Source organism: Flavobacterium azizsancarii (genome assembly GCF_027980145.1).
Lineage (GTDB): Bacteria > Bacteroidota > Bacteroidia > Flavobacteriales > Flavobacteriaceae > Flavobacterium > Flavobacterium azizsancarii.
Genome location: NZ_JAMZNK010000026.1, coordinates 1 through 24,635, shown reverse-complemented (window position 1 = coordinate 24,635; position 24,635 = coordinate 1). Strand labels below are relative to the sequence as shown.

Annotated in this window: 22 protein-coding genes and 1 pseudogene; 19 read left to right on the top strand and 4 right to left on the bottom strand. The window is 32.9% G+C overall.

Annotation, left to right across the window (positions count from 1 at the left end; translation table 11 throughout):
• Positions 1-52: 52 nt before the first annotated feature.
• A complete protein-coding gene (locus tag NJT12_RS15220; protein WP_271336769.1) occupies positions 53-712 on the bottom strand; it encodes a CBS domain-containing protein in 660 nt (219 codons plus the stop codon).
• A 116-nt stretch (positions 713-828) separates the two neighbouring features.
• On the opposite strand from NJT12_RS15220, the gene NJT12_RS15215 reads away from it, so the two are divergent.
• From NJT12_RS15215 to NJT12_RS15205, 3 genes are all read left to right on the top strand, one after another.
• Positions 829-1,542 carry a pyridoxine 5'-phosphate synthase gene (locus NJT12_RS15215; RefSeq protein ID WP_271336768.1) on the top strand — a complete coding sequence of 238 codons (714 nt, stop codon included), beginning with the start codon at positions 829-831 and terminating at the stop codon, positions 1,540-1,542.
• A gap of 344 nt (positions 1,543-1,886) precedes the next feature.
• Positions 1,887-4,163: a TonB-dependent receptor plug domain-containing protein gene (locus NJT12_RS15210; RefSeq protein ID WP_271336767.1), complete on the top strand. Its 2,277-nt coding sequence runs from the start codon at positions 1,887-1,889 to the stop codon at positions 4,161-4,163.
• Between the two features lie 3 nt (positions 4,164-4,166).
• Positions 4,167-5,018 (top strand): DUF4249 domain-containing protein, encoded by an 852-nt coding sequence (locus NJT12_RS15205; protein ID WP_271336766.1) that lies wholly within the window; start codon positions 4,167-4,169, stop codon positions 5,016-5,018.
• A 51-nt stretch (positions 5,019-5,069) separates the two neighbouring features.
• Here the strand turns inward: NJT12_RS15205 and NJT12_RS15200 are convergent, their stop codons facing one another.
• On the bottom strand, positions 5,070-6,479 hold the full coding sequence (locus tag NJT12_RS15200; RefSeq protein ID WP_271336765.1) for a hypothetical protein: 1,410 nt from the start codon (positions 6,477-6,479) through the stop codon (positions 5,070-5,072).
• 215 nt (positions 6,480-6,694) lie between these two features.
• On the opposite strand from NJT12_RS15200, the gene NJT12_RS15195 reads away from it, so the two are divergent.
• The 8 genes and pseudogenes from NJT12_RS15195 to NJT12_RS15160 all read left to right on the top strand — a co-directional run bounded on the left by NJT12_RS15195 (position 6,695) and on the right by NJT12_RS15160 (position 14,771).
• Positions 6,695-7,459, top strand: coding sequence for an alpha/beta fold hydrolase (locus tag NJT12_RS15195; protein ID WP_271336764.1), 765 nt, complete (start codon positions 6,695-6,697; stop codon positions 7,457-7,459).
• A gap of 132 nt (positions 7,460-7,591) precedes the next feature.
• Positions 7,592-7,936, top strand: coding sequence for a phage holin family protein (locus tag NJT12_RS15190; protein ID WP_271336763.1), 345 nt, complete (start codon positions 7,592-7,594; stop codon positions 7,934-7,936).
• A 118-nt stretch (positions 7,937-8,054) separates the two neighbouring features.
• Entirely contained in the window at positions 8,055-9,377 is a 1,323-nt protein-coding gene (locus NJT12_RS15185) for a trigger factor (protein ID WP_271336762.1), read from the top strand.
• 248 nt (positions 9,378-9,625) lie between these two features.
• Entirely contained in the window at positions 9,626-10,300 is a 675-nt protein-coding gene (gene clpP, locus NJT12_RS15180; protein ID WP_271336761.1) for an ATP-dependent Clp endopeptidase proteolytic subunit ClpP, read from the top strand.
• Between the two features lie 188 nt (positions 10,301-10,488).
• Complete coding sequence (clpX, locus tag NJT12_RS15175; RefSeq protein WP_271336760.1) at positions 10,489-11,721, top strand: ATP-dependent Clp protease ATP-binding subunit ClpX; 1,233 nt, start codon at positions 10,489-10,491, stop codon at positions 11,719-11,721.
• A gap of 148 nt (positions 11,722-11,869) precedes the next feature.
• Positions 11,870-13,474: a hypothetical protein gene (locus NJT12_RS15170; RefSeq protein ID WP_271336759.1), complete on the top strand. Its 1,605-nt coding sequence runs from the start codon at positions 11,870-11,872 to the stop codon at positions 13,472-13,474.
• Between the two features lie 101 nt (positions 13,475-13,575).
• Positions 13,576-13,794, top strand: a pseudogene (locus NJT12_RS15165) (ATP-dependent Clp protease ATP-binding subunit ClpX); the annotation flags it as partial.
• A gap of 311 nt (positions 13,795-14,105) precedes the next feature.
• Positions 14,106-14,771 carry a murein L,D-transpeptidase catalytic domain-containing protein gene (locus NJT12_RS15160; protein ID WP_271336758.1) on the top strand — a complete coding sequence of 222 codons (666 nt, stop codon included), beginning with the start codon at positions 14,106-14,108 and terminating at the stop codon, positions 14,769-14,771.
• 164 nt (positions 14,772-14,935) lie between these two features.
• On the opposite strand, the gene NJT12_RS15155 is transcribed toward NJT12_RS15160, so the two are convergent.
• Positions 14,936-15,901, bottom strand: a complete 966-nt coding sequence (locus tag NJT12_RS15155) for a GlxA family transcriptional regulator (protein ID WP_271336757.1) — start codon at positions 15,899-15,901, stop codon at positions 14,936-14,938.
• A 143-nt stretch (positions 15,902-16,044) separates the two neighbouring features.
• Here NJT12_RS15155 and NJT12_RS15150 point away from each other — a divergent pair, with 143 nt between their 5' ends.
• The 6 genes from NJT12_RS15150 (at position 16,045) to serB (ending at position 19,911) form a co-directional block, all read left to right on the top strand.
• Positions 16,045-16,455 (top strand): VOC family protein, encoded by a 411-nt coding sequence (locus NJT12_RS15150; protein ID WP_271336756.1) that lies wholly within the window; start codon positions 16,045-16,047, stop codon positions 16,453-16,455.
• 11 nt (positions 16,456-16,466) lie between these two features.
• Entirely contained in the window at positions 16,467-16,871 is a 405-nt protein-coding gene (locus tag NJT12_RS15145; RefSeq protein WP_271336755.1) for an SRPBCC domain-containing protein, read from the top strand.
• Between the two features lie 42 nt (positions 16,872-16,913).
• The gene (locus NJT12_RS15140) at positions 16,914-17,318 is read left to right on the top strand and encodes an SRPBCC family protein (protein ID WP_271336754.1); all 405 of its coding nucleotides are present in this window, start codon (positions 16,914-16,916) and stop codon (positions 17,316-17,318) included.
• A 175-nt stretch (positions 17,319-17,493) separates the two neighbouring features.
• Positions 17,494-17,901 carry a VOC family protein gene (locus NJT12_RS15135; RefSeq protein ID WP_271336753.1) on the top strand — a complete coding sequence of 136 codons (408 nt, stop codon included), beginning with the start codon at positions 17,494-17,496 and terminating at the stop codon, positions 17,899-17,901.
• A gap of 57 nt (positions 17,902-17,958) precedes the next feature.
• Positions 17,959-18,405 carry a VOC family protein gene (locus NJT12_RS15130; protein WP_271336752.1) on the top strand — a complete coding sequence of 149 codons (447 nt, stop codon included), beginning with the start codon at positions 17,959-17,961 and terminating at the stop codon, positions 18,403-18,405.
• 276 nt (positions 18,406-18,681) lie between these two features.
• The gene (serB, locus tag NJT12_RS15125; RefSeq protein ID WP_271336751.1) at positions 18,682-19,911 is read left to right on the top strand and encodes a phosphoserine phosphatase SerB; all 1,230 of its coding nucleotides are present in this window, start codon (positions 18,682-18,684) and stop codon (positions 19,909-19,911) included.
• 680 nt (positions 19,912-20,591) lie between these two features.
• Here the strand turns inward: serB and NJT12_RS15120 are convergent.
• Positions 20,592-22,100: a GH3 auxin-responsive promoter family protein gene (locus NJT12_RS15120; protein WP_271336750.1), complete on the bottom strand. Its 1,509-nt coding sequence runs from the start codon at positions 22,098-22,100 to the stop codon at positions 20,592-20,594.
• Between the two features lie 247 nt (positions 22,101-22,347).
• Here NJT12_RS15120 and NJT12_RS15115 point away from each other — a divergent pair, with 247 nt between their 5' ends.
• Positions 22,348-23,142, top strand: a complete 795-nt coding sequence (locus NJT12_RS15115; protein WP_271336749.1) for a DUF2797 domain-containing protein — start codon at positions 22,348-22,350, stop codon at positions 23,140-23,142.
• A gap of 257 nt (positions 23,143-23,399) precedes the next feature.
• Positions 23,400-24,479, top strand: a complete 1,080-nt coding sequence (locus NJT12_RS15110; RefSeq protein WP_271336748.1) for a glycosyltransferase family 9 protein — start codon at positions 23,400-23,402, stop codon at positions 24,477-24,479.
• The last annotated feature ends 156 nt before the right edge of the window (positions 24,480-24,635 follow it).

Genomic DNA, 24,635 nt, shown 5'->3' with positions numbered 1-24,635 from the left:
GATAAAATTAAGAAATTATCTAATTTTCTAATTGGCATATTTTCTAATTGTATTATATATTAAGGTATTTGTCTAAATAATCTGAACGCTCTTTTAAGCTGTTGATATAAGCGTCTTCCTGATGTTCTGAAATAATCTCATAACCATATCTTCTATAAGTCTGGATAATTTCATTCATTGGTCCAATACCGATCTTTATGGTGATCTGAACATTTTCAAGATCAGCTTCAGAAACAAAACAGCCAAGGATTTTTCCGTTGTTACTTTCTACAATCTGAGTTACCTGACCCATCGAATAATCTAAAAGACCTTTCTGAACGATAATTATGCCGCCTTGTTCTTTCAAAAATGGAGTTTCCTGAAAAAACTTCATGATATCTTCCATTTCATAATATCCAATGTAAGCATTGTTTTCGTCAAGAACCGAAACTACATTGGTATGGTTCTTAGCAAAAACTTCTAAAACATCTAGCCACATCATTGATTTTCGGGCAAAAAAACGTTCGAGAGTATATTTGTAATCAATAACTTTTTTGTCAGTGTCAAAAGTTTCAACATCATCTGAAGCAATGCTTCCAATGAAAATTCCGTTTTCCAAAACCGGAAAATGCGAAAAATTCAAATCGGCAAAAAAGTCCTGAACCGATGCTATCGTTTCCTGGCTATCTATCGCTCTGAAATCATTGGTGATATAGTTTGTAATTTCTGTCATAAATCTCTTAAGGATATTTGATGCAAAATAATCAAAAAATAGCAAAAACTGCTACGTTTTACTTTGTATTTTTGTCGTAACAAATATAGTGTTACTAGAATTAATTATCTATTTATATGACAAAGTTAAGTGTAAATATCAATAAAATTGCAACCCTTAGAAATGCACGAGGAGGAAATGTTCCGGATTTACTAAAAGTGGCGGCCGATATTCAGAAATTTGGGGGACAAGGAATCACAATTCATCCACGTCCGGATGAGCGTCATATTCGTTATCAGGATGCACGCGATCTAAAAGCAATTGTTTATACCGAATATAATATTGAAGGAAATCCACAACATAATTTTATTGATTTGGTTTTAGAATGCAAGCCAACCCAAGTAACATTAGTTCCGGATGCAATTGGGGCTATTACTTCTTCTGCTGGTTGGGATACTATAAAAAATCAGTCTTATCTGACCGAAGTGATTCAGGAATTTCAACGTAACGGAATCAGAACTTCAATTTTTGTTGATCCGGTTTTAGATATTATCGAAGGCGCTAAAAAAACAGGAACAGATCGTATCGAATTGTATACGGAGGCTTTTGCACATCAATATGATTTAGGAAATAAAAATGGAATCGATCCGTATGTGAAAGCTGCAGAATTGGCTAATGAATTAGAGTTAGGAATTAATGCCGGACATGATTTGAGTTTAGATAATATTCAGTTTTTTAAACAAAATATTCCAGGATTGCTGGAGGTTTCTATTGGTCATGCATTAATTGCAGAAGCACTTTATCTTGGTTTGGATAATGTGGTGAATATGTATTTGAATAAGCTGAAGTAAAAATAAAAATGAATAGGGCATGACCCGCAGTCCCGAAGCTCAATGTCATTAAGTTAAGGAAAATCTATAATGCTTTTGCCGAATGGATCTCGCGCGGAGTCGCAGAGCCGCCAAGTTTACATCTGTTTTCTTTGCGACTCTGCGACTTTGTGCGAATTTTTTTAGCCATAATTGTCCTTAAAAAAAGCTTAACTTAATAACATTGCCTTCTATACCTCATGCGGCATTCAGGTAATAATAATGAGTTTTCGGGGCATGAATTTTAAACAATAAATAAAAATATTTACTTCCTCTAAGAATTGATTTTTAATTGTTTACTTTCGCACTTTTCTTATTAAAATCAAGTGTCAAAACCAATTTTATTCTTTTTTTTATTCTGTTTTTCTACTGTATTTGCGCAATCTAAAGCCACTATAACAGGAAACATACAATCTTCTGAAAACGAAAGCCTTCTTGGTGCCAGTATTTCTTTAGATGTGAACAATCAACACTACTACGCAATATCTGATATTCTGGGTAGCTTCTCAGAAAACATCCCTTTAGGTCAGGTCAAAATAACGATTAATCAAATTGGGTATCTTGCAAAATCAATTCATCTTGATTTTGTAAAAGACACTTTAATTTCAATTGTACTGGAAAAAGACATTTCACTTTTAAAAGAAGTCATAATATCCAATGATAAAAAAAGCGGTTTTACTAATTTGTCAGGAGGAAGACTATCGTTCAATTTAAAAGAATTGTCCTCTGTTCCCACAGTTTTAGGAACCACAGATATCATTAAACTTTTACAACTCACGCCAGGGGTTCAGAATTCAGGAGATGCAAACGGATATTTGTATGTACGAGGTGGAGATCCCGGACATAATGCCATATTATACGACGGCACTCCTATATATGGTATGTCACATTTATTAGGTATTTTTCCTTTTTACAATACAGACCATATTAAAGGTGTAGAATTTGATAAATCAAGTTCGAATGCTAAATATGGCGGACGTTTAAGTTCAACAACACTTTTAGTTCCCAACAAAAAAATACCGTCTGAATTGGGTATTCAGGGAAATATTGGGATTTTAGCTTCGCAACTTACCCTTGCTATTCCTGTAAATGATAAAACGGGTTTTTATATCTCCGGAAGAAAAACTTATATCGATGAAGTTGTAGCGCCATTATTAAATTCGGGTTCAAATAATAAAGATGTTCAGGATATGAAATATGGTTTTTCTGATGGGAATATGACCTTTATTTCTCAGATTTCTAAAAATAATTTACTTTCTGTAGATGCCTTTATTAGCGGAGACGTATTAAGAATAAAGGACAGTAATCTGGCTTTGAAAACAGATTTAAAATGGAGTAATTTTACGGTTTCCCCAACATTAGCAACTACATTTTCGCCTAAAATAAGTATGAGTAACTCTGTTTATTTTAGTAAATATTCTAATGAATTGAATATGGAACAAGCCACAATCGAATTTGGTGTTTCATCGTATGTCAAAGATTTTGGATTTAATAATGCCTTTCGTTACTCGATAAAAAGCGTTCCTGTAGAATCGGGAGTGCAGTATGTACATCATAATTTACAGCCTCAAAAAGTAAATATTGAAAATCTGACCGATAATAATACAACTCAAAATAATATAATAAATGCTGATGAAGCTGCGGTTTTTACTACCATAAAACCAAAACTTACGAATCGTTTAAATGCTGAGTTAGGGCTTAGGATTAATTACTATACTTCAGGTTCTAATGATTCGTATTTACATTTTCAGCCACGTGTTTTACTAAATTATATCGCAAACGAAAAGTATTCTTTTTACGGATCTTACAACAGGCAATATCAATATTTGAGTTTAATAACTACTTCGAGCGTCGGGATTCCGACTGATTTCTGGATTGCCAGTTCAGAGGGAATAAAACCGCAATCTTCAGATGAGTTTTCGATTGGTTCAAATCAAAATATTTCGAAGAATATTTCTTCATCTTTAGGAGGGTTTTATCGTTCGATGAAAAATTTACTTGAATATCCGTATGGAATAACGCAGTTTAACGAAATCACAACTTTAAAGAATGATCTATTAGTTGGAAAAGGGAAAGCGTGCGGATTAGAAATGATGTTGCGCAAAAACAACGGAAAATTTACAGGTTGGTTAAGTTATACGCTGAGTTGGTCTGATCGAAACTTTGATGAACTCAACAATGGGAAAACTTATTTTGCAAAATACGACAGACGTCATAATCTTTCAGTGGTTGGGATGTATGATTTAAATCCAAAATGGAATTTTGGTATTACTCAGATATTCAGTTCAGGAAATCGATTTACGATGCCCACTTCCTGGTATTTTATCAACAATAATCCCGTCAAAGAATATTCAGAATATAATAATGCACAAATGCCTAATTATATCAGGACAGATCTTTCTGTTAATTATTTCTTCGTAAAAACAAATAAAAAAGAGAGCGCCTTGAATTTCTCGATTTACAATACTTTCAATATTGATAATCCAATTTATGTGATTTTAGATGTTAAAGTCAATAATGATAAAAATACTGTAATTGTAAAACAGGAAAAAAAGGTCTTGTACCGCATTCTGCCTTCAATAAGCTGGAGGTTTAAATTTTAAACAATGAAAAAATATATATTATTTCTTTTTACTCTCGTTGCTGTAAGTTGTTCTAAAGATGATTTTAGCGAAAAAAGTATTGAATCTAAAATTGTAGTCGAAGGATGGATTGAAGAAGGTGATTATGCCCAGGTTTTATTGTCAAGCAGTATTCCTGTTACAGATGCTATAGATTCTACAAATGTTTTGAATCATGTTATTCGTTCTGCAAAAATCACTATTTCTGATGGTGAGACATCTGAGGTTTTAAGAGTTAAAAATGACAAAAACAGAGTGCCACCGTTTGTGTATTTTGGATCAACTCTAATGGGTGAGGCGGGAAAAGAATACTCCATTAAAATAGAATATTTAAATCGTGTTGTTCAAGCCGTAACAACAATTCCAAAATCAGTAAAACTTAAAAGTGCCGAGTATATAAAAAAGAATGCTGCAGATACAACTGGATATATTTTTGTAAAATTTGATGATCCCGTAAATGAAAAAAACTATTACCAGATTGCTACAAAAATAGACAAAGAAGAGCCTGTTTTTGTGCCTGTATTTTATGGTAATCTGGATGATAAAAATTTTAAAGAATCTTCAGTTACCGTACAGGTTAATCGTGGGATTTTGCTTTTTCCTAAAACTAAATTTACACCTTATTTTGCAGATGGGGATTTGATTCATGTAAAATTAAGAACCCAAAACAAAGACGCCTTGGATTTCTGGAACAGCTGGCAAAACGAAATCGTAAACAGCAAGAATCCAATTTATCCATCAAATACAAGTTTAAAATCGAATATTAAAGGCGGAATTGGTATTTGGGCAGGATATGGTCAGAGTACTTTAACTGTTAAAACACCTCCTACAAAATAAAGCCGATTTGAATTGTTTCAAATCGGCTTTAAGTAAAATTTTAATTGCTGTTTATTTTTTAAAAGATGCTGCGAAATCAGTGAATTTGGTTGACAATTTTTCAAATCCTTCTGAGAAATAAACGCTCATAGCTACTTCAGTGTTGTCGTTGAATTTTAAGTAGTATACTTCTTCAAGATAAGGTTGATTGAATTCTTCCCCTTTCTCACTGTATGTCCAGTATTTGTATTCTGCATTCCAAACTGGTAATCTATAAATATAATCGTCTCCGCTTTTTTCTGAATGTTGAACAATATCAGCTATTTTAGTTCCGTCTTTTTTAGAAACTAAGATTAGTTTTAAGTTTTTATTAGAAATTGCGGCCAAGCCTTCAGATTGCTTTTTTTCGTATACATTTAAGGCAGTGTGATATGCCTTGTAGTCATTATTAGGGTTGTTATTATCATATAGTGGCGTAGGACGTACCAAGCTTTTTTCTAAAGCTACTTTATCAGCCGCTTCAGTAGCTAAATCCATATCTGCTACAATCACAAAATTGTCCATTAAATTGATTAATCCATTCGCTTTACCTCTATATTGTATAAGGGCCTCACTACCCATTAGGCCATCAATATTAGAATTGCTTCCGCCATTAAAGTCAAGTAAGATTTTTCCATTATAAGAAAAAACAGCTTTTGAGGTGTTTTCAGCGCCTTTTTTACCACTCATTTCCCAGGCATATCCGTCGTTTAAAGTCATTTTATACGCAAATTCGTTTGGAACTTCTTTTCCATTAGAATAACTGGCTGTCTGAGTAAAAACTGCAGCCTGAGCGTTATTAATTGTTAAAACTGCATCTGCCGATGAAGGTAAAAAGATTTGATCATATATTGATTCTTTATGAATGTAATTATCGGTTTTTTCATCATAAATATAACTTCCGTCTGTATCTGTAAATTTTATTTTTACAGTAGAAGATACACTTTTGGCAGAAAGTATTGCGCTGTTTGATGTTTCTGATTCTTTAGCAGGGAAGATAAATTTTAATTCAGAAGTTGAGGCTGTTTTAGCCCATATTTTTCCGGAATTATTCCAGGTATAAATGCCATAAACATCAGAAACATTCAAAATATCTTCTATTTCATTACCATTTTTTCCGTTAAAAATATCAACAGGATTGATAACTAATAATCTATGTAAATTTTCTATTGCTTTAAGAGCACTAGAGCTTTTTGATTTGTCCAGTTGAACTAGCATTTCATTAGCTTCAGCTTCAAGTTTTAGTTTTTGCTGTGCCGGAGTTAAAGTTGAATATGGTTTTTTAACAAGTTCTGCAATTTGTTCAGCAAGAGTTGGGTCTTTTACTGGTTCTTTGGGCTCTTCTGTTGTAGGATCCTTAGTAGGGTCTGTGTTGTCATCGCTTGAACAAGAGATGGCAAATTGCGAAAGAACTACCGCGCATAAAAGGAATTTTTTAATCATGGTTAAAGTTTAAATTAAATAATTAATCAAAAAAAACGTTTTGATTTTAAGAAGGCGCAAAGTAGTTTTTATATTTGTTCTTTCTTTACGGGAAACCGTATTTTGTAAACTTTTTTCTAATAAAACAACTAAAATCCAGAGTGTGGACTTTATTAATTTACAGATTAATATAGAACTTTTTTACCTTTGTCATTAGTTTTAAAACCATAATATAAATGTTATACTCAAAAATAGAAGGCGAAGGAAAGCCGTTCATCATCATGCACGGATTTTTGGGAATGTCTGATAACTGGAAAACTTTGGCAGGACAATACGTAGAGGCCGGATTTCAAGTTCATATTTTAGATTTACGAAATCACGGCCGTAGTTTTCATTCAGACGAATGGAGTTATGAAGCCATGGTACAGGATGTTTTCGAATATTGTCAGGCGAATCATTTAGATAAAATAGATATTCTTGGGCATTCGATGGGAGGGAAAGTAGCCATGCTTTTTGCAACTACTCATCCTGAGATTGTAGATAAATTGATTGTGGCAGATATTGGACCTAAATTTTACAAACAGCATCATCAGGATATTTTGGCAGGATTAAATGCAATTGATTTTTCTGTAAAACCAAGCCGAAATGATGTCGAAGAAGTTTTATCACAATATGTTCCCGATTTTGGAACACGACAATTTTTATTAAAGAACTTGTATTGGCAGGAACCGGGACAATTGGCTTTTAGGTTTAATCTTTCAGTCTTTAATAATAACTTAGAAGCAATTGGAAAAGCTTTACCGGATGGCTTAGCTTTTGATAAACCTACTTTATTTATTCGTGGAGGAAATTCAGGATATATTCAGGATTCTGATTTTGATAGTATACGTCAATATTTTCCAAACGTGAAGTTCGAGACAATTCCAAATGCCGGACATTGGCTTCATGCCGAAAACCCTAAAATGTTTTTTGAATTAACAACTGAGTTTTTGAAGCAATAAATAAGTTCAATTTTTTATAGCCACAGATTAAAAGATTTTCACAGATTTGAAAATCCCTTCTAATCTTTTTAATCTGTGGTAAAAAAATAATATAAATTTCCTTACTTTTATTAAAACTTTAAATCAATAATCATGAAAATATTACTTAGACTCCTTGTTACTGCAGCTTTGGTGTTGTTAATCGCTAATTTTTTAACTGGGGTACATGTTGCTAGTTTTGGTACGGCAGTAATTGTTGCGGTTGTTTTAGGATTACTGAATCTTTTTATAAAACCAATATTGGTTATCCTGACATTACCTGTAACCTTTATAACTTTAGGTTTGTTTTTGCTGGTGATTAATGCGATTATTATTTTATTGTGTACCAACATTGTCGGAGGTTTCAAAGTCGATTCATTCTGGACCGCATTGCTGTTTAGTGTTATATTGTCTATCCTTCAGTCTATTACTTATAAAATACTTGGCGACGACAAATAAAATAAATATTGAAAGCGTGTTTTAAACGTCTTCAAATACAATAGATTAAAAACTTGGTTGGGTTGCAAAAATTTTATAATTTTGCAACCCAATTTTATTATGTAAATTAAAGAAGAAGATGGATATTAAAAGAGTAGCAATAAACGCTGTGAATGAAACAATCGTAATGACAGTTGTTCACATGGATTATAAAGGTCAGGTAGCAAAAAGAATAAACGAAAAAATGCCTTTGGCTACCGTTAAAGGTTTTAGAAAAGGACAAGTTCCTAAAGACCTTGTTGAAAAACAATACGGAAAATCAATTAAGCAAGAAGAAGTTCAAAAAGTTGTTGATTTGGCTTTAGAGCGTTTTGTTCAATCTGAAAGATTAAATCTTTTAGGAACTCCTCTTGCAAAAGAAAACGAAAACTTTGATTGGGATGCTGAAGAACTAACTTTCGAATACGAAATTGGTTTAGTACCTAACTTCGAAATTGATTTAGAAGCTAAAAATGATATCGTAAAATATATCGTTACTGCTGATGATAAATTAATCGACGGACAAGTAGAGCGTATCCAAAAACAATTTGGAAAAGCAATTCCACAAGAAGTGGTATCTGCAGATTCTGATTTGACAGGAACTTTCTCTAACGAAGAAAAAGGAATCAGCAATACAACTACAATTTCATTATCTACATTCAATAAAACTGCTGCTGATAAATTCATTGGTAAAAAAGTTGGAGATGTTGTTACAGTAAGCACAAAAGGTTTATTTGCAGATGATCACCAATTAATGGATTACTTAAAAGTAGGTCATGATGATGTTCATGGTTTAGATGTTGAAGTAAACTTTACTATCGAAGCAATCAACGGTGCTGAATTAGCTGAATTAAACCAAGAGTTATTTGATAAACTTTTTGGTGAAGGAAAAGTAGCTTCATTAGAAGATTTGAAAGCTAAAATTAAAGAAGATGCTGAAGCTCAATTCGCGCAGCAAGCAGATCAAAAATTATTATTAGACGTTCAGGATTTCCTTATCGAAAATACAAAATTTGATTTACCGGCTGAATTTCTTAAAAAATGGTTACAAACTGTTGGAGAGAAAAAACTTTCTCCGGAAGAAGCTGAAGTTGAATACGCAAGATCTGAAAAAGGATTACGTTTTCAATTGATCGAAGGAAAAGCAATGGCACAAAGTAATATCCAAATTACATTTGAAGATTTGAAAGCTTTTACAACAAACGCTATCAAACAACAAATGGCTCAATTTGGACAAACAAATCCAACTGACGAAGAAGTTCAAGGAATCGTGGCTAGAGTTTTATCTAACCAGGAAGAAGTGAAAAGACTTTCTGAGCAAGTTGTTGCTGAAAAATTGTTAGAAGTGTTTAAAGAAAAAGCAAATCCGGTAACTAAAGAAGTAACTTACGAAGAATTTATTGCTGCGTCTTACGGAGAATAATTTCTAAAAAAATAAGTATATTTGAGCGTCAGGAGATTTTTTTCCTGGCGCTCATTTTTTTGTTTCAAGTTTTTTACTTTTTGTTTCAGGTTTCAAGTTTTTATTTGAAACGCACGTGGAGCAACCTTAAACTTGAAACCTGAAATTTTTAAAACAAAAAATAAGACAAATTGACATCCTTTAGAAAGAGGTACAACCTTTGATGAAGAGTATAAACAGATATTACGTAAAACTTAGAACACTTAAATATGAACTACGGTAAAGAATTCAAAAAATTTGCTACAAAGCACCAAGGAGTAAATGCAATGTACTACGACAAAATCGTAGCAGCAATGAATCCAACAAATATGACTCCATATATTATTGAAGAACGCCAGTTGAATATTTCTCAATTAGACGTTTTTTCTAGATTAATGATGGACAGAATTATCTTTTTAGGAACAGGTATCGATGATCAAATCGCTAATATCGTTCAGGCGCAGTTATTATTCTTAGAAAGTGCTGATGCTTCAAAAGACATTCAAATTTATCTAAATTCACCTGGAGGAAGCGTTTACGCAGGATTAGGAATTTATGATACCATGCAATACATCAAACCAGACGTAGCGACAATTTGTACAGGTATGGCAGCCTCAATGGGAGCTGTATTATTATGTGCAGGAGCAGCAGGAAAACGTTCGGCTTTGCCACATTCAAGAGTTATGATTCACCAACCATCAGGAGGAGCACAAGGTGTTGCAACAGATATGGAAATCAACTTGCGTGAAATGTTGAAATTAAAAGATGAATTATACAACATCATTTCTCAGCATTCAGGACAATCTTTTGACAAAGTGCACAAAGACAGTGAGCGTGATTACTGGATGAAAGCTGACGAAGCAAAAGAATACGGAATGATCGACGAAGTATTGAGAAGAAGCTAAAAAAAGGTTTATTTTGTTTCAAAGTTTCAGGTTTCAAGTTTACTGTTGTTAACTTGAAACCTGAAACTTGAAACCATTTTTTTAAACTTGAAACAAAAATAAAAAGTTAATAGGTTGCTAAGTTTTTGAGGATTTATTGGTAAATATCAGAAACTTAGTAACTTTGCGACTTATGTAACTAAAGAAGAATGGCTAAAGTAGTATTAGAATGTTCGTTTTGTGGAAGAAAAAAGCCAGAAACCAATTTATTGATTGCAGGTATTAATGCACACATCTGTGATAAGTGTATTGAACAAGCACACGGAATTGTATTAGAAGAATTAAAATCAAGTGGAAGTGCTAAACTTGTTGGCGACTTAATTTTAAAGAAACCAAAAGAAATCAGAGCTTTCTTAGATCAATATGTTATTGGTCAGGATCAGACTAAAAAAGTAATGTCAGTTGCGGTTTACAATCACTACAAGCGTTTAATGCAACAGCAATTAGACGACGAAGTAGAGATTGAAAAAAGTAACATCATTATGGTAGGTCAAACCGGAACCGGAAAAACATTGGTAGCAAAAACTATCGCAAAAATGTTAGACGTTCCTTTGGCTATCGTTGATGCAACCGTACTTACAGAAGCAGGTTATGTGGGTGAAGATGTCGAAAGTATTTTGACACGTTTACTACAAGCTGCAGATTATGATGTAACCAAAGCCGAAAGAGGAATCGTATTTATTGATGAAATTGATAAAATTGCCCGTAAGAGCGATAATCCATCCATAACACGTGACGTTTCTGGTGAAGGTGTACAACAAGCATTATTGAAATTATTAGAAGGAACAGTTGTAAATGTGCCGCCAAAAGGAGGACGTAAACATCCGGACCAGAAATTTGTTGAGGTAAATACCCAAAATATCCTGTTTATTGCAGGTGGTGCTTTTGATGGTGTAGAACGTATTATTTCTAAACGTTTGAACCGTCAGGCAGTTGGATATTCAACTTCGAAAAATGTAGATAATATCGATAAAGACAATTTATTGCAATATATCATTCCAAAAGATATCAAAGACTTTGGTTTGATTCCTGAAATTATCGGTCGTTTACCAGTTTTGACACATATGGATCCTCTTGACAGAGAAACTTTGCGTGCAATTTTGACACAACCTAAAAATGCTTTAATCAAACAATATCAAAAATTATTCTTAATGGATGATGTTGAATTTAATATTACTGACGAAGCATTGGATTTTATTGTAGATAAAGCTTTAGAATACAAATTAGGAGCTCGTGGATTACGTTCGTTATGCGAAGCAATCCTAACAGATGCGATGTATGAATTACCAAGTTCAGATGATAAAGTTTTGACAATCGATCAGGATTATGCAAAACATACTTTGAATAAAAATTTATTGAAGCGAATGGAAATTGCTTCTTAGATTATCAGTAAAAAGATATTTTATAAAATCTGCTCTGTCAAAGGAGCAGATTTTTTTTGTTCTATAAGTAAATATTTAAGAAATTTCCAGTTAATTTACGTCAAAATTCAACAATAAACTTTAACCACTAATAATAACCTAAATCAAAATGAAATTCAAAATAAAATTATACTTTCTAAGTATCTGTTTAACTTGTCTAACAGCTTTTGCTCAAGACAACACCCCGAAAAAATATACAAAAAAAATAAGTGAACCTTTTAAGTCAGGTAAAAATTCAGGTGCTTTATATAATTCATTAGGAGGAAGTAGTTTTGCTTTTTCAAATGGGAAGGAAATTTTATCATGTAACTTTTATGATGGAGTGATTATGGTCAAGAAAATTGATTCTGAAAAACTGACAGTGATAAAAGAAAACAGATTTGAAAAGTTTTTTGCTAAAAATTACTTTCTTGTGAACTGTATAAAACTTAATAATAGGTATTTTGTTTTTTATTCTTCTTGGGATGGAGATGCCAAAAAAGAACAAGTTTTTAGTGCGGAAATTGATTTTGATAAATGTGAATTCGTTGGCGCACCTAAGTTATTGTTGCAAGTAGATGGTAAAGTGTCAGGTTATAATAGCGATTTTTTATATTTTAACTTAACAGAATCTAGCAATGAAAAAAGTATTGCAGTTAATTATATAAAAAATCCTGAGAATAAAAAGTCTAGTCAGATTATTGGTGTAAAAGTATTTGATGAAAATTTAAATCAAATTTCCGCAAGTGAAATTGCACTACCTTATAATGAAAATAAAGTTAATTGCAGTAATTTTAGATTAGATAATAATGGTGATTTTTATTGGGTAGCAAAAGTATTTCACGATGATAGCCGTAATGATAAAAAGAATAAGAAAGATCTTGTTGCAAATTTTCATTATGAAATTTGTAGTATAAAGTTTGAAGGTAAAACAATAAATGCTGTAAAAATTGAAGATAACGAGAATGTAATCAATAATTTAAGCCTGTTTGTAACTCCAAAAAATCTTATGGTTTGTGGAGGCACATACAGTGATGGATCTTCTGATGTGATGGATACGGATGGATATGTTGGCTTTAAGATTTCTCCTGAGGGAAAAATCTATGATAAGGTTTTCAGTGAATTTACTTTAGATGTCTTAAAAAAATATCGTAGTGAAAAGGAGCAAAAAAATATTGATAAGCCCCACACAAAGGGAGAAAGTAATGGGTTATACAAAGTGTTCTTAAAAAATGTATATATATGCGAAAATGGGGATTTTGTTTTTATTGGTGAGCAAAAATACACTTATGCACCTCCAAATGGGCGTGATATTGATTTTTATATGGATCTAATAGTTTCCAAAGTAAAAACTAATGGGAATGTTGTCTGGTTGAATAAAATTCCTAAAAAAGAAGTAGATGTAAAATCTTCTTGGTATGTAAATTCAAATAATAATTACTATTTTATTTTTGTAGACGATATTCATAACATCAATTTGCCTTTAGATAAAAATCCCGATGCTGCATTTGGTGGTCATGATGAATATATGAGTGTTGTGAAAATTTCGGATTCAGATGGTAGTGTAAATGGAGGAGAAATATTTAATAATAAGGACTTTAAAAATTATGACATTAAAAAATATATGTTACAAAGACATCGCCTTTTTAAGATCTCTGAAAATGAAATTGTGTTTGAAATTAACCAAACAAATAATAGTTCAGGTGATGTAATTGTCAAAGTGAATTTAGATTAAGTATAAGAAAATGACCTGCCTACAGACAGTAAGAACTGTTATAATTCTATGTGTCTGCTATACAAAAAAAAGATAGCTGAAAACTGTTTTGATAATCAAGTAAATTCACCATTACGTATGAAGTCCTTGACTTTATTGTAGATAAAGCTTTAGAATACAAATTAGGAGCTCGTGGATTACGTTCTTTATGCGAAGCTATCCTAACAGATGCTATGTACGAATTACCAAGTTCAGACGATAAAGTTTTGACAATCGATCAGGATTATGCAAAACATACTTTGAATAAAAATTTATTGAAGCGCATGGAAATTGCTTCTTAAATCTTGAAAGGACTTTATCAAAGTTCAAACTTTGTCGAATTTTATAAAAAAGGCCTGTTCATTTATTGAGGGCACTGAAAAAGTCCTTTAAAGTTAAAAAGGTAATTTTATAAGTAAAATAGAGGCTCTGAGAATCGTCTGTACGAAAGTGTTCTCCGTCACCTATCCGAGGATATCAAAGAAAAAGAAGCTGTTTTCATATTTGAAAACAGCCTCTTTTGATAAACGGTTACTTTTTCAGTGCCCTCCATTTATTTGAGCAGGTTTTTTTATGCCATTTTCATTTCTATATTTTTATGTAAATTGTCAGCATGAAAAAAATAATACCAGTAATAAGTTTGGCACTATTACTATCGTGTAATAAAAAGAAAGATGTTCAGGAGGTAAATGTTTTTAACGTAGAAAAAACGGCAGAAAAAATAGCCAGGGAAAAACCTCGCAGTGAGATTAAAGATATTGATTACAGCATATATTATAATGAAGCACAACTCTATTGTAAACGCAACAACCTAAATCAGGATAAATTTTTCCTGATTGATTTAGGAATGCATTCCGGATTAAAAAGATTTTTTGTTTATGACTTTAATGAGAATAAAATTCTCAAATCGTATATAGTCAGTCATGGTTGTGGCGATAATAAATGGGGCGCAACAATGTCGAAAGAGAATGCGTCAATAAGTAATGAATTTGATTCTCATTGTTCTTCGATAGGTAAATTTGTTGTTTTGGACCGTGGCGTAAGTCAGTGGGGGATAAAAGTAAATTATGTTTTGCAGGGAAAAGAAAAAACAAACTCAAAGGCCAGAAGCCGTGCAATAGTATTGCATTCCTGGGAAGCCATTTCAAATGATGAAGTCTATCCTAAAGGAACTCCGGAAGGTTGGGGCTGTCCTGCAGTTTCTAATGAAAGTATGAAAGAAATTGATAAGCTTTTGCAGGAAAATAAAAAAGTTTTAATGTGGATTATTAAGTCTTAAACGTAGTTTCAGCTTTTCTACCTGAACTTTTTATGAAAATGAAATTTCTCGTATAGCCCTGATCGAAACGGCATCCTTTTGCTGTGTGGTTCACAGCAAAAGATATAGTGGAGAGCAGGACAACTGGTGTTTTGAAAATGATTTTTTTCTGCTCCTCAAAAAAATTATTGTACCCTGAATTTTTCTCTATATTCAATAGGTTTCATTCCCACCATTTTAAAAAATACTTTTCTAAATGCTTTTGGATCATTGTACCCCGTTTTCTCAATGATCTCAGAAATTGAAAGTTGGGTTTGTTCCAGGTATTTTTTAGAACTTTCAACCCTAATATTCTGCAAATATTCAATTGGCGGAATTCCCGTTACTTGTTTAAATCTTCGTGTCATATTTCTGGCACTCGTTGGGATATCTTTTGTGATTTCTTCCAGTTTTTCGATCGTACTATATTGATTTTCTATTTTTTGCTGTAACATGGCAACCAGCGTATCATTATGCAAATGATTGGGTCTGAATGTGCTGAAATAACTCTGTTTGTATCGGTTTAAATCTATTGAGAAAATTTTGGCAATCTGAACAGCAATCTCGTTTCCGCAATATTTCTGAACCAGTAAAATCAATAAATGAAATGTTGAGGTAGAGCCACCGCTGGTATATAAACTACCGTCAGCCGTTAAAGTTTCTTCAGGTTTTAATTTGACTAACGGGAATGCTTTTGTAAAAGCACTACAGGCATCTACATGTGTTGTGGCTAATTTTTCGTTTAATAATCCTGAAGCAGCAAACAAAAACGCACCGGTACAAAAGCTTGCTAATTCGGCACCGGATTGGTGCTGTTTTTTTAACCACGGAATGAAAAGCCTGTTTTTAGCAATCATTTCATTCATATTATCAGTGGTAAAAGCAGGGATTAAAATTAAGTCCAGCATTTCATCTGAAGTTTCAATCGAATTTACTTCATATCCAAACAAAAGCTTTTCATTAATTTGTTCCGAAGATTGAAATAACATAATTTCAAAAGATTTTTTGTCACCTTTAGAAAGCTTATTGGCAGTTTCGAAAACTTCTAAAATTGCTGCGATACTCAATAATTTATAGTCGTGAGGTACAATTAAACCTACTTTCTTACTCATGATTTTGTGGTTTTTGCAAAGTTACGTTGTACACAAAAGTAATTATTTTGTCTTAAATGACCCTAAAGATGACTTCTAATGTATCATTAAGCTTGCTGTAATATTTTAAATTTGCTTTAAATAATTTGTAAATTTATATAAAAATGGAAACAAAAATTTTCTTGAATCTTGCTGTAAAAGATTTAAATAAGTCAATTGCATTCTTCACTCAACTGGGTTTCTCATTCAATCCAAAATTCACAAATGAAAAAGGAACCTGTTTGGTTATTGGTAAAAATATAAATGCAATGCTTTTAACCGAAGAGTTTTATCAAACTTTTACCAATAAACAAATTTGTAACACAGCTACAACAAGTGAAGTTATTATCTCAGTTTCACTCGAAGCACGTGACAAAGTCGATGAAATGATGGAGAAAGTCATTAAAGCCGGCGGATCAGAATATATGAAAACACAAGATTATGGCTGGATGTATCATCGAACTTTTCTGGATTTAGACGGACACCATTGGGAAGTTTTCTATATGAATGAAAGTGAGATCCCGGAAATGAGTTAATTATATAGAATATGATAACGGTACAAAATACTATAAATGCATCGATAGATGAAGTCTGGAAATACTGGACGTTGCCAGAACATATTCAAAACTGGAATATTGCTATAGACGATTGGTATACATCATATGTAGAAAGTGACTTGAAAGTAGGAGGGAAATTCAAATACAAAATGAATAAAAAAGACACAAGTCTAAGTTTTGATTTTGAAGGGATATATACTAAAGTTGAGAACTTATCTTTAATAGAATATAAACTATTCGACAACAGAACAGGAAAAGTGAATTTTGAAATAAATGAAAATAAAGTAAAAATTACAGAAACTTTTGAGCCAACAAAAGAAGATCCCGAAAGTATGCAGAAAGAGTGGTGTCAGACAGTTATTGATAATTTTAAAAAATATGTTGAAAGCGTCTAATAGCAGCAGAAAAATTAATTTGAAGAAATAAAAATAAATACAATGATAACAGTACAAAGCACGATTAATGCATCAATAGATAAAGTTTGGGAATTTTGGACATTGCCGGAACATATTACAAAATGGAGTTTTGCATCTCCGGAATGGCACACACCTTATGCTGAAAATGATTTAAGAGAAGGCGGAAAATTCAAATCGACTATGGCTGCAAAAGATAGCAGTATGAGTTTTGATTTTGGAGGAGAATACACCTTAATAGAAAAAAACAAAACAATTGAATATGTATTAGAAGATGGGAGAAAAGTAAAAATTGATTTTGAAGCAACCCCAAATGGAGTAGAAGTCACCCAAAGATTTGATCCTGAAACACAAAACCCGGAAGAAATGCAACGCGGAGGATGGCAGGCAATCATGAATAATTTTAAAAGTTATGTTGAGCAGAATTAGTTTTTCTTAAGGTTCAAAAAGACAAAGAAGCAAAGGTTTTTAGTTCTTTTAAAAAAATAGAAATTACTTAAAAAACTTTGCGACTTCGGGTCTTTGCGAGCAAAATAAATTAGCCCAACTTAAATTATCTTACATCACTTATAGGGTTAAAAAAAATAATCTAAAAGCAACAAATATGACAAAACAAATTTGGCTGAATTTGCCGGTAAAAGAGGTGGCAAAATCAAAAGCTTTTTTTTCGAAAATAGGATTCTCTTTTAATGAAGAACACGACACGCCAAGCTCGACTTGCATGGTCGTTGGTGAAGGGAAATTTGTGGTGATGCTTTTTGAAGAATCGTTATTTGCCGGTTTTTCGCAAAACAAATTAACAGATACACAATCAAGTTCAGAAGTTTTGATTTCGATTGATGCCGAAAGTATTTCAGAAGTGGATGAATTGGCAAAGAAAGTACAAGAAGCGGGCGGAACTGTCTTTGCGCCTCCGGCCGATAGTCAGGGTTGGATGTACGGTTGCGGTTTTGCAGATTTAGACGGTCATCGCTGGAATGTTTTATTTATGGATCATGAAGAAAGAGAATAGAGAAAAGAATAAAGAGAATAGAGAAAAGAATATAACAAAACAATAAAGAAAAATATCATGGCAACATCAGTAAACCCTTATTTAATTTTTAACGGAAATTGCGAAGAAGCATTTCTGTTTTACAAATCAGTTTTTGGAGGTGAATTTCCGTATATCGGAAAATTTAAAGACATGCCCGCAGACGAAAGCGGAAGCTGTCCGGAAGTCTCAGATAAAGATGCAAACAGAATAATGCATGTTTCACTACCCATTGGAAATACCATTTTAATGGGAAGTGATAGTAATCAACAATCCGGAGATGTCATTCTTGGAGGTAACTTTTCAGTATCTATCAATGTCGAAAGCACAGATGAAGCAGATAGGATTTTCAATGGACTTTCGGCAAACGGAACAATTTATATGCCAATGAATAAAACATTCTGGGGAGCATATTTCGGAATGTTCAAAGATAAATTCGGCGTAAGCTGGATGGTAAATTTTGATGAATCAGAACCTATGAAATAATCTTAGAAATAATTTTTTGCAGCGAATTCACGAATTACAATGATTTAATTCGCGAAGAAAAAATAGTATCAATATTAATTTAGTTCCTCTTTTTATGAATTATTTCTAATTCGAGACAACTAAAAAGTTACGTTATTTTAATAGCAGAACATAATTGTTAAATTATTTCAAAAAGCACATTCTTATGTGCTTTTTCTTTTCAAAAAAACAAACAATATCCTTTTTTATCAAAATTAGATTGCCGATTTTTGTCGCTTCTTAAAATCAATAGATAAAATGGCAATAGAAGGTAAAGAGATTATTTTATTAAAAGTCTCAGGACATGATAAAATAGGAGTGACAGCAGGTTTAACAGCCGTTTTGGCAACTTATGATGCCAATATTCTGGATATTGGTCAGGCTGATATTCATGACACACTTTCTCTGGGAATTTTGTTCGAGATCGAAGCCGGTTCAAGTTCAGGGCCAGTTTTAAAAGACTTATTGTTCAAAGCTTATGAATTGGGCGTTAAGGTTAAATTTATTCCTATTTCTGTAGAAGACTACGAAACATGGGTAAAATCACAATCAAAACAACGTTACATCATCAATATTTTAGGCGAAAAACTGGCAGCTTCACAATTGGCAGCCGTAACTAAAATAATGTCAGATCAAAACCTGAATATCGATTCTATTATAAGACTAACAGGAAGAACATCTATTGTAGAAAAAGAAGAATATCCGCGTTCTTGCATACAATTGTCCGTGACGGGTGAGATTGTAAACAAGATCATCATGACAGCAAGTTTCATGGAGATTTCAAGAACCCTGAATGTTGATATTTCGTTCCAGGAAGATAATATTTACAGACGAAACCGTCGTTTGGTGTGTTTTGATATGGATTCTACTTTAATCCAGACTGAAGTTATCGACGAACTGGCAGAACTAAACGGAGTAGGAGCACAAGTTCGTGCCATTACAGAATCTGCCATGAATGGCGAAATAGATTTCAACGAAAGTTTCAAACAGCGTATGGCTTTGTTAGAAGGTTTAAGCGAAGATGTTTTGCAAAATGTTGCCATCAATTTGCCAATTACAAAAGGAGCACATCGTTTGATGAAAGCCTTAAAATATTACGGATACAAAACCGCAATTCTTTCCGGAGGATTCACCTATTTTGGAGAATATCTGCAAAAAGAATTGGGTATCGATTATGTTCATGCCAATCAGTTAGAAATAAAAGACGGTAAGTTAACCGGTAAATATTTAGGCGAAATCGTAGACGGTCAAAAGAAAGCCGAATACCTAAAAGCCATCGCCGAAAAAGAAGGAATTCACATCAACCAAACTATTGCAGTTGGTGACGGAGCAAACGATCTGCCAATGCTAAATTTAGCCGGATTAGGAATCGCTTTTCACGCAAAACCAAAAGTAAAAGAAAGTGCCTCAACCTCAATTTCAAGTTTAGGACTTGACGGAGTTTTATATTTATTAGGATATCACGACAGATATATTGATATGATGTAACGTGTCTCATAAACATACAGTTTGTCATTCTGAGGAACGAAGAATCTTCGCAAGTAACTCGACAATCAAAATAAATTAGACCTTAGTTTTTCAATAAAGCTAAGGTTTTTTTATGGGCATGTCCCGCCGAAAAAGGCGGGTCGGGCTATCTGTTTTAATCTTTTGTGCCTCCCGAAGCCTCGGGACCGGCACAAAAGGATTTCCACTTCTATCCCTCATGCGGTTTAGTGGGATTGAAGTATTAATTAAACTTTAATTTTTATAAGTGGTTTTATTCTGAATTAATAGAAATATTGATATGATGTAGAAAACAGAATTTAGAGTTTTTTGTCATTTCGACGGAGGAGAAATGACATATTGTGCTTAAATTTTACGTCTTAACGCCTTTGCGAGATTGATTTATTTTCTAAAGTACTTAGCTTAATGACATCGCGCTCGCGCCAACGTGAAGTTTTGTTTTGAATAGTCTAATGCTTTAGCTGGAGGGAAATTAATATAAATGAATTAGGCTTTAGCCAAATTATTGGGTACAAAAGAGTTTGGCTAAAGCCAATGGTAGGTGTGTTTTGTATCACTAGCTGAAGCTAGTGGCTATTCAAAGCAACATTATACATTCGCGAGCTTGCGCCGGCAATATATAATTCGTGAAAATTTGTGAAATTCGTGGCAACATAAAAGATTTACATCTCCTTCAACTGCTCCAAATAATCCCTTTGATTCGAGAGTCTCGGGATTTTATGCTGTCCTCCTAATTTATCACGTTCCTTTAGCCAGTCATAAAATAAGTTTTCACGAGCGACATTAATCACCAGAGGATTCAATGTCATATTGTTCTGGCGTTTTGCTTCGTAATCAGAGTTTAAAGTCTGCAACGTTTCATCCAGAACTTTCTGGAAAAGACCAACATCAGCAGGTTTTTTCTTGAATTCGATCATCCATTCGTGAGCGCCTTTTTCTTTGTCCTGCATAAAAATAGGAGCAACCGTATAATCGATAACTTCTGTTTGGGTAAGCTGACAAGCTTTAGCAATCGCCTGATCCGTATTTTCGACCATTAATTCTTCCCCAAAAACATTAATATGATGTTTTGTTCTTCCGGTAACTCGAATTCTATAAGGATTTAAAGATGTAAAACGAACCGTGTCACCAATCAAATAACGCCACAATCCTGAATTAGTCGTAATAACAATCGCGTAGTTTTTATCCAATTCAACATCGGCCAGACGAATCACTTTTTGATTAGGAGTTCCGAAAGTATCCATTGAAATAAATTCATAGAATATTCCGTAATCCAGCATCAACAACAAATCACTCGAATTATTCAGATCCTGAATGGCAAAGAAACCTTCTGATGCATTGTATATTTCGTAATATTTAAAATCCTTGCTAGGTAATATTTTTTTGTATTGTTCTTTATAAGGAGAAAAACTCACGCCTCCATGAAAGTAAACTTCCAGATTGGGCCAGAGTTCCAATAAACTTTGCTTCCCTGTATTTTCTAAAACCTTATTCATTAAAACCAACATCCAGGACGGAACCCCTGCAAAGCTGGTTACATTTTCGTTTTTTGTTTCGTTTATAATGGCAGCGATTTTAGCTTCCCATTCGCTCATTAACGAAGTTTTATTGCTTGGTGTACTGCTAAATTCAGCCCAAATAGGCATATTCTCAATTAAAATAGCAGATAAATCTCCAAAAAAAGTATTGTTGTTTTCGTAAATCTGAGAGCTTCCGCCCAGGCGAAGACTTTTTCCTAAAAACAATTCAGAATCTTCATTGTTATTCAAGTACAAACAAAGCAAATCTTTACTTCCTTTATAGTGGCAATCTTCCAGCGCCTCAGTACTTACCGGAATAAATTTACTTTTGGCATTTGTAGTTCCGCTAGATTTGGCAAACCATTTTATAGGAGTTTCCCAAAAAACGCCTTGTTCTCCCTGACGCGTACGCTCGATCAAAGGCTGTAATTCCTCATAAGTCGCAATAGGAACTCTTTCAGCAAAAGTTGCATACGATGTTATCGATTCAAAACCATATTGTCGTCCTATAACCGTATTCTCAGACGCCGTCAATAAATTATGCAATAGTTCTTCCTGGACTTCATTGGGATATTTTAGAAAAAGTTCTATTTGATGTATCCTTTGTTTCAGGACCCAAGAGGCAAACGAGTTGATTATTGATAACGGCATGGGTAAATTTTAGATTTTAGATTGCTTATTTTAGATTTTAGATTTACGATTAAAGCGAAAATCAAAAAATATAAAATTTGAATATCGATCGACAAATACTAACTTTGCCGTTGTATCAAAAATAGTGTTTTTTTGTAAAAAAAACCATTCTATTTTTACTAAAGATTCTTAATACTATTGAATTCTAAAATTAGAATTCGCAACCCATGTAAGAATCTGTAATCTAAAATCAGCAATCTAAAATATAATGACATACCAAGGCGTACTTACAAAAATGCAAACTGAAATAGGAAACCCAATTCAATATTATTTGGTTTTCGAAGATAGTTTTCTCAACATGAACCAACTTTTGAACAAAGAGATTGAGATTAATTTTGCAGGATATGAATGTTTAAATTGTCATAAGAAGAAAAAGATATTCCGCCAGGGATTTTGTTATGATTGTTTCTATTCAAGTCCCGCTGTTGGTGACTGGATTATGAGACCTGAATTGAGTACAGCTCATTTAGGAATTGCTGATCGTGATCTTGAATATGAGCAAAAGGTACAATTGCAGCCTCATGTTGTATATCTGGCTTTGGCTAGTGAAGTAAAGGTAGGTGTAACACGTAAAACTCAGGTTCCAACACGTTGGATCGATCAGGGAGCAACACAAGCCATTGCAATTGTAGAGGTTCCTAATCGATATTTGGCGGGAATTACTGAGGTGGCTCTAAAAGATCATTATACAGATAAAACCAATTGGAGAAAGATGCTCCAAAATACAAGCGGCAGTTTTGACTTACTTGCTGAAAAAGTAAAAGTAGAAAGTTTAATTCCGGATGAAGCCAAGGAATATTTCTACTCGCAAAAAAATGACTTATATGAGCTGCATTATCCGGTGTTAAATTATCCGGCAAAAGTGGCAAGTTTAAACTTGGATAAGACTCCGTCTTTTCAGGGAAAATTAACAGGAATCAAAGGTCAGTACTTAATTTTTGAAGACGGAACTGTTTTTAATGTTCGAAGTTCAGAAGGATATGTTGTTACAATTAACGTCTAGGTTTATGGGGCAGTCGTCTATTGTTATTGCCTAACTGTCTAATATTCTTTTGTTTATGATATAGTTTTTGTATTTTTAAATCTCATTTAAGTAGTTGAAGATGTGAATGTTGATACATTTGATTACAATTTTGTAATAATTGCTTATTGAAAGAATTTAATTTTAAAAAATAAAAGAAGCTAGTTTTGAGCTAGTTCAATTTTTTAATTTTTTTAAAATTTAAAGGAAGATTTAATAATCTTAAATTATTTATCAGGATGGGTATCTTAAAAAAAATAAATGTTTTCAGGCGTAGCTTAATGCGCAATCTTACTAAGAATATTGGAAAAGCAAGTTCACAAGAAGATATCATTTTAGTTGATAAAACCGATATTAAAAGAATTTTGATTTGCAGGCCAAACGGAAGATTAGGAAACTTATTATTGATTACACCACTCGTTCAGGAAGTCACAGAAATATTTCCAAATTGTAAAGTCGATTTGTTTGTTAAGGGAACATTAGCTCCAATTATTTTCGAGAACTATGATAATATTGATAAAATAATCGACCTGCCCAAAAAGCCATTCAAAAATTTATTGAAATATCTTAATGTATGGATTTCAATAAAAAGACAAAAATATGATATTGCGATCAACGTAGATCAAAACTCTTCTTCAGGACGTTTAGCAGTTCAATTCTCTAATGCTAAATATAAATTTTACGGAGACTCTGCTGAGGAATCTCAAAATGTAAAAAATGATTACGACCATATCGCGAAATACCCCGTTTACAACTTCCGATATTATTTAACCAAACTCCGATTTCCAAAAAGTAATAAAATAGTAGCTCCGCTCGATCTTAAATTATCGTCGGCTGAAATTATTAATGGCAAGAATATTATAAATAGTATCGTACACAATACTAAGAGAACAATTTGCATATTTACGTATGCAACCGGAGAAAAATGTTTGTCAGAAGAGTGGTGGGAGAATTTTTATGCACAACTCAAAGATGAATATCAAAATTATAATATCATTGAAATATTGCCTGTAGAAAATGTTTCGCAAATTGGCTTTAAAGCCCCTACATTTTATAGTAAAGACATTCGTGAAATTGGAGCTATAATCGCCAGTGCCGATTTATTTATAGGAGCTGATAGTGGTATCATGCATTTGGCAAGTTCAGTTCAGACCCCAACAATAGGATTATTTTCGGTATCAAACATCAAAAAATATGAACCTTATGATAATTCCAGTATCGCAATAGATGTTAATTTGTCTACTAAGAAAGAGTATTTTAAAATTATAAATTCAATTTTAAACAACGGAAAATTAAGTATCTATTCTGATGCTATGTAATTATACCCATATAAAGTAAAAGAAAGAAGGCGTCTACTATTACAGGAGGGCACTGAAAAAGTCCTTTTCAGGAATAATTGTTAATTAAAGGAGTAGAAGCTAAAAGTTTTCTACTCTTTTTTTTGTATCTTTTGGGTGTAATCATAAGGCTTTTTA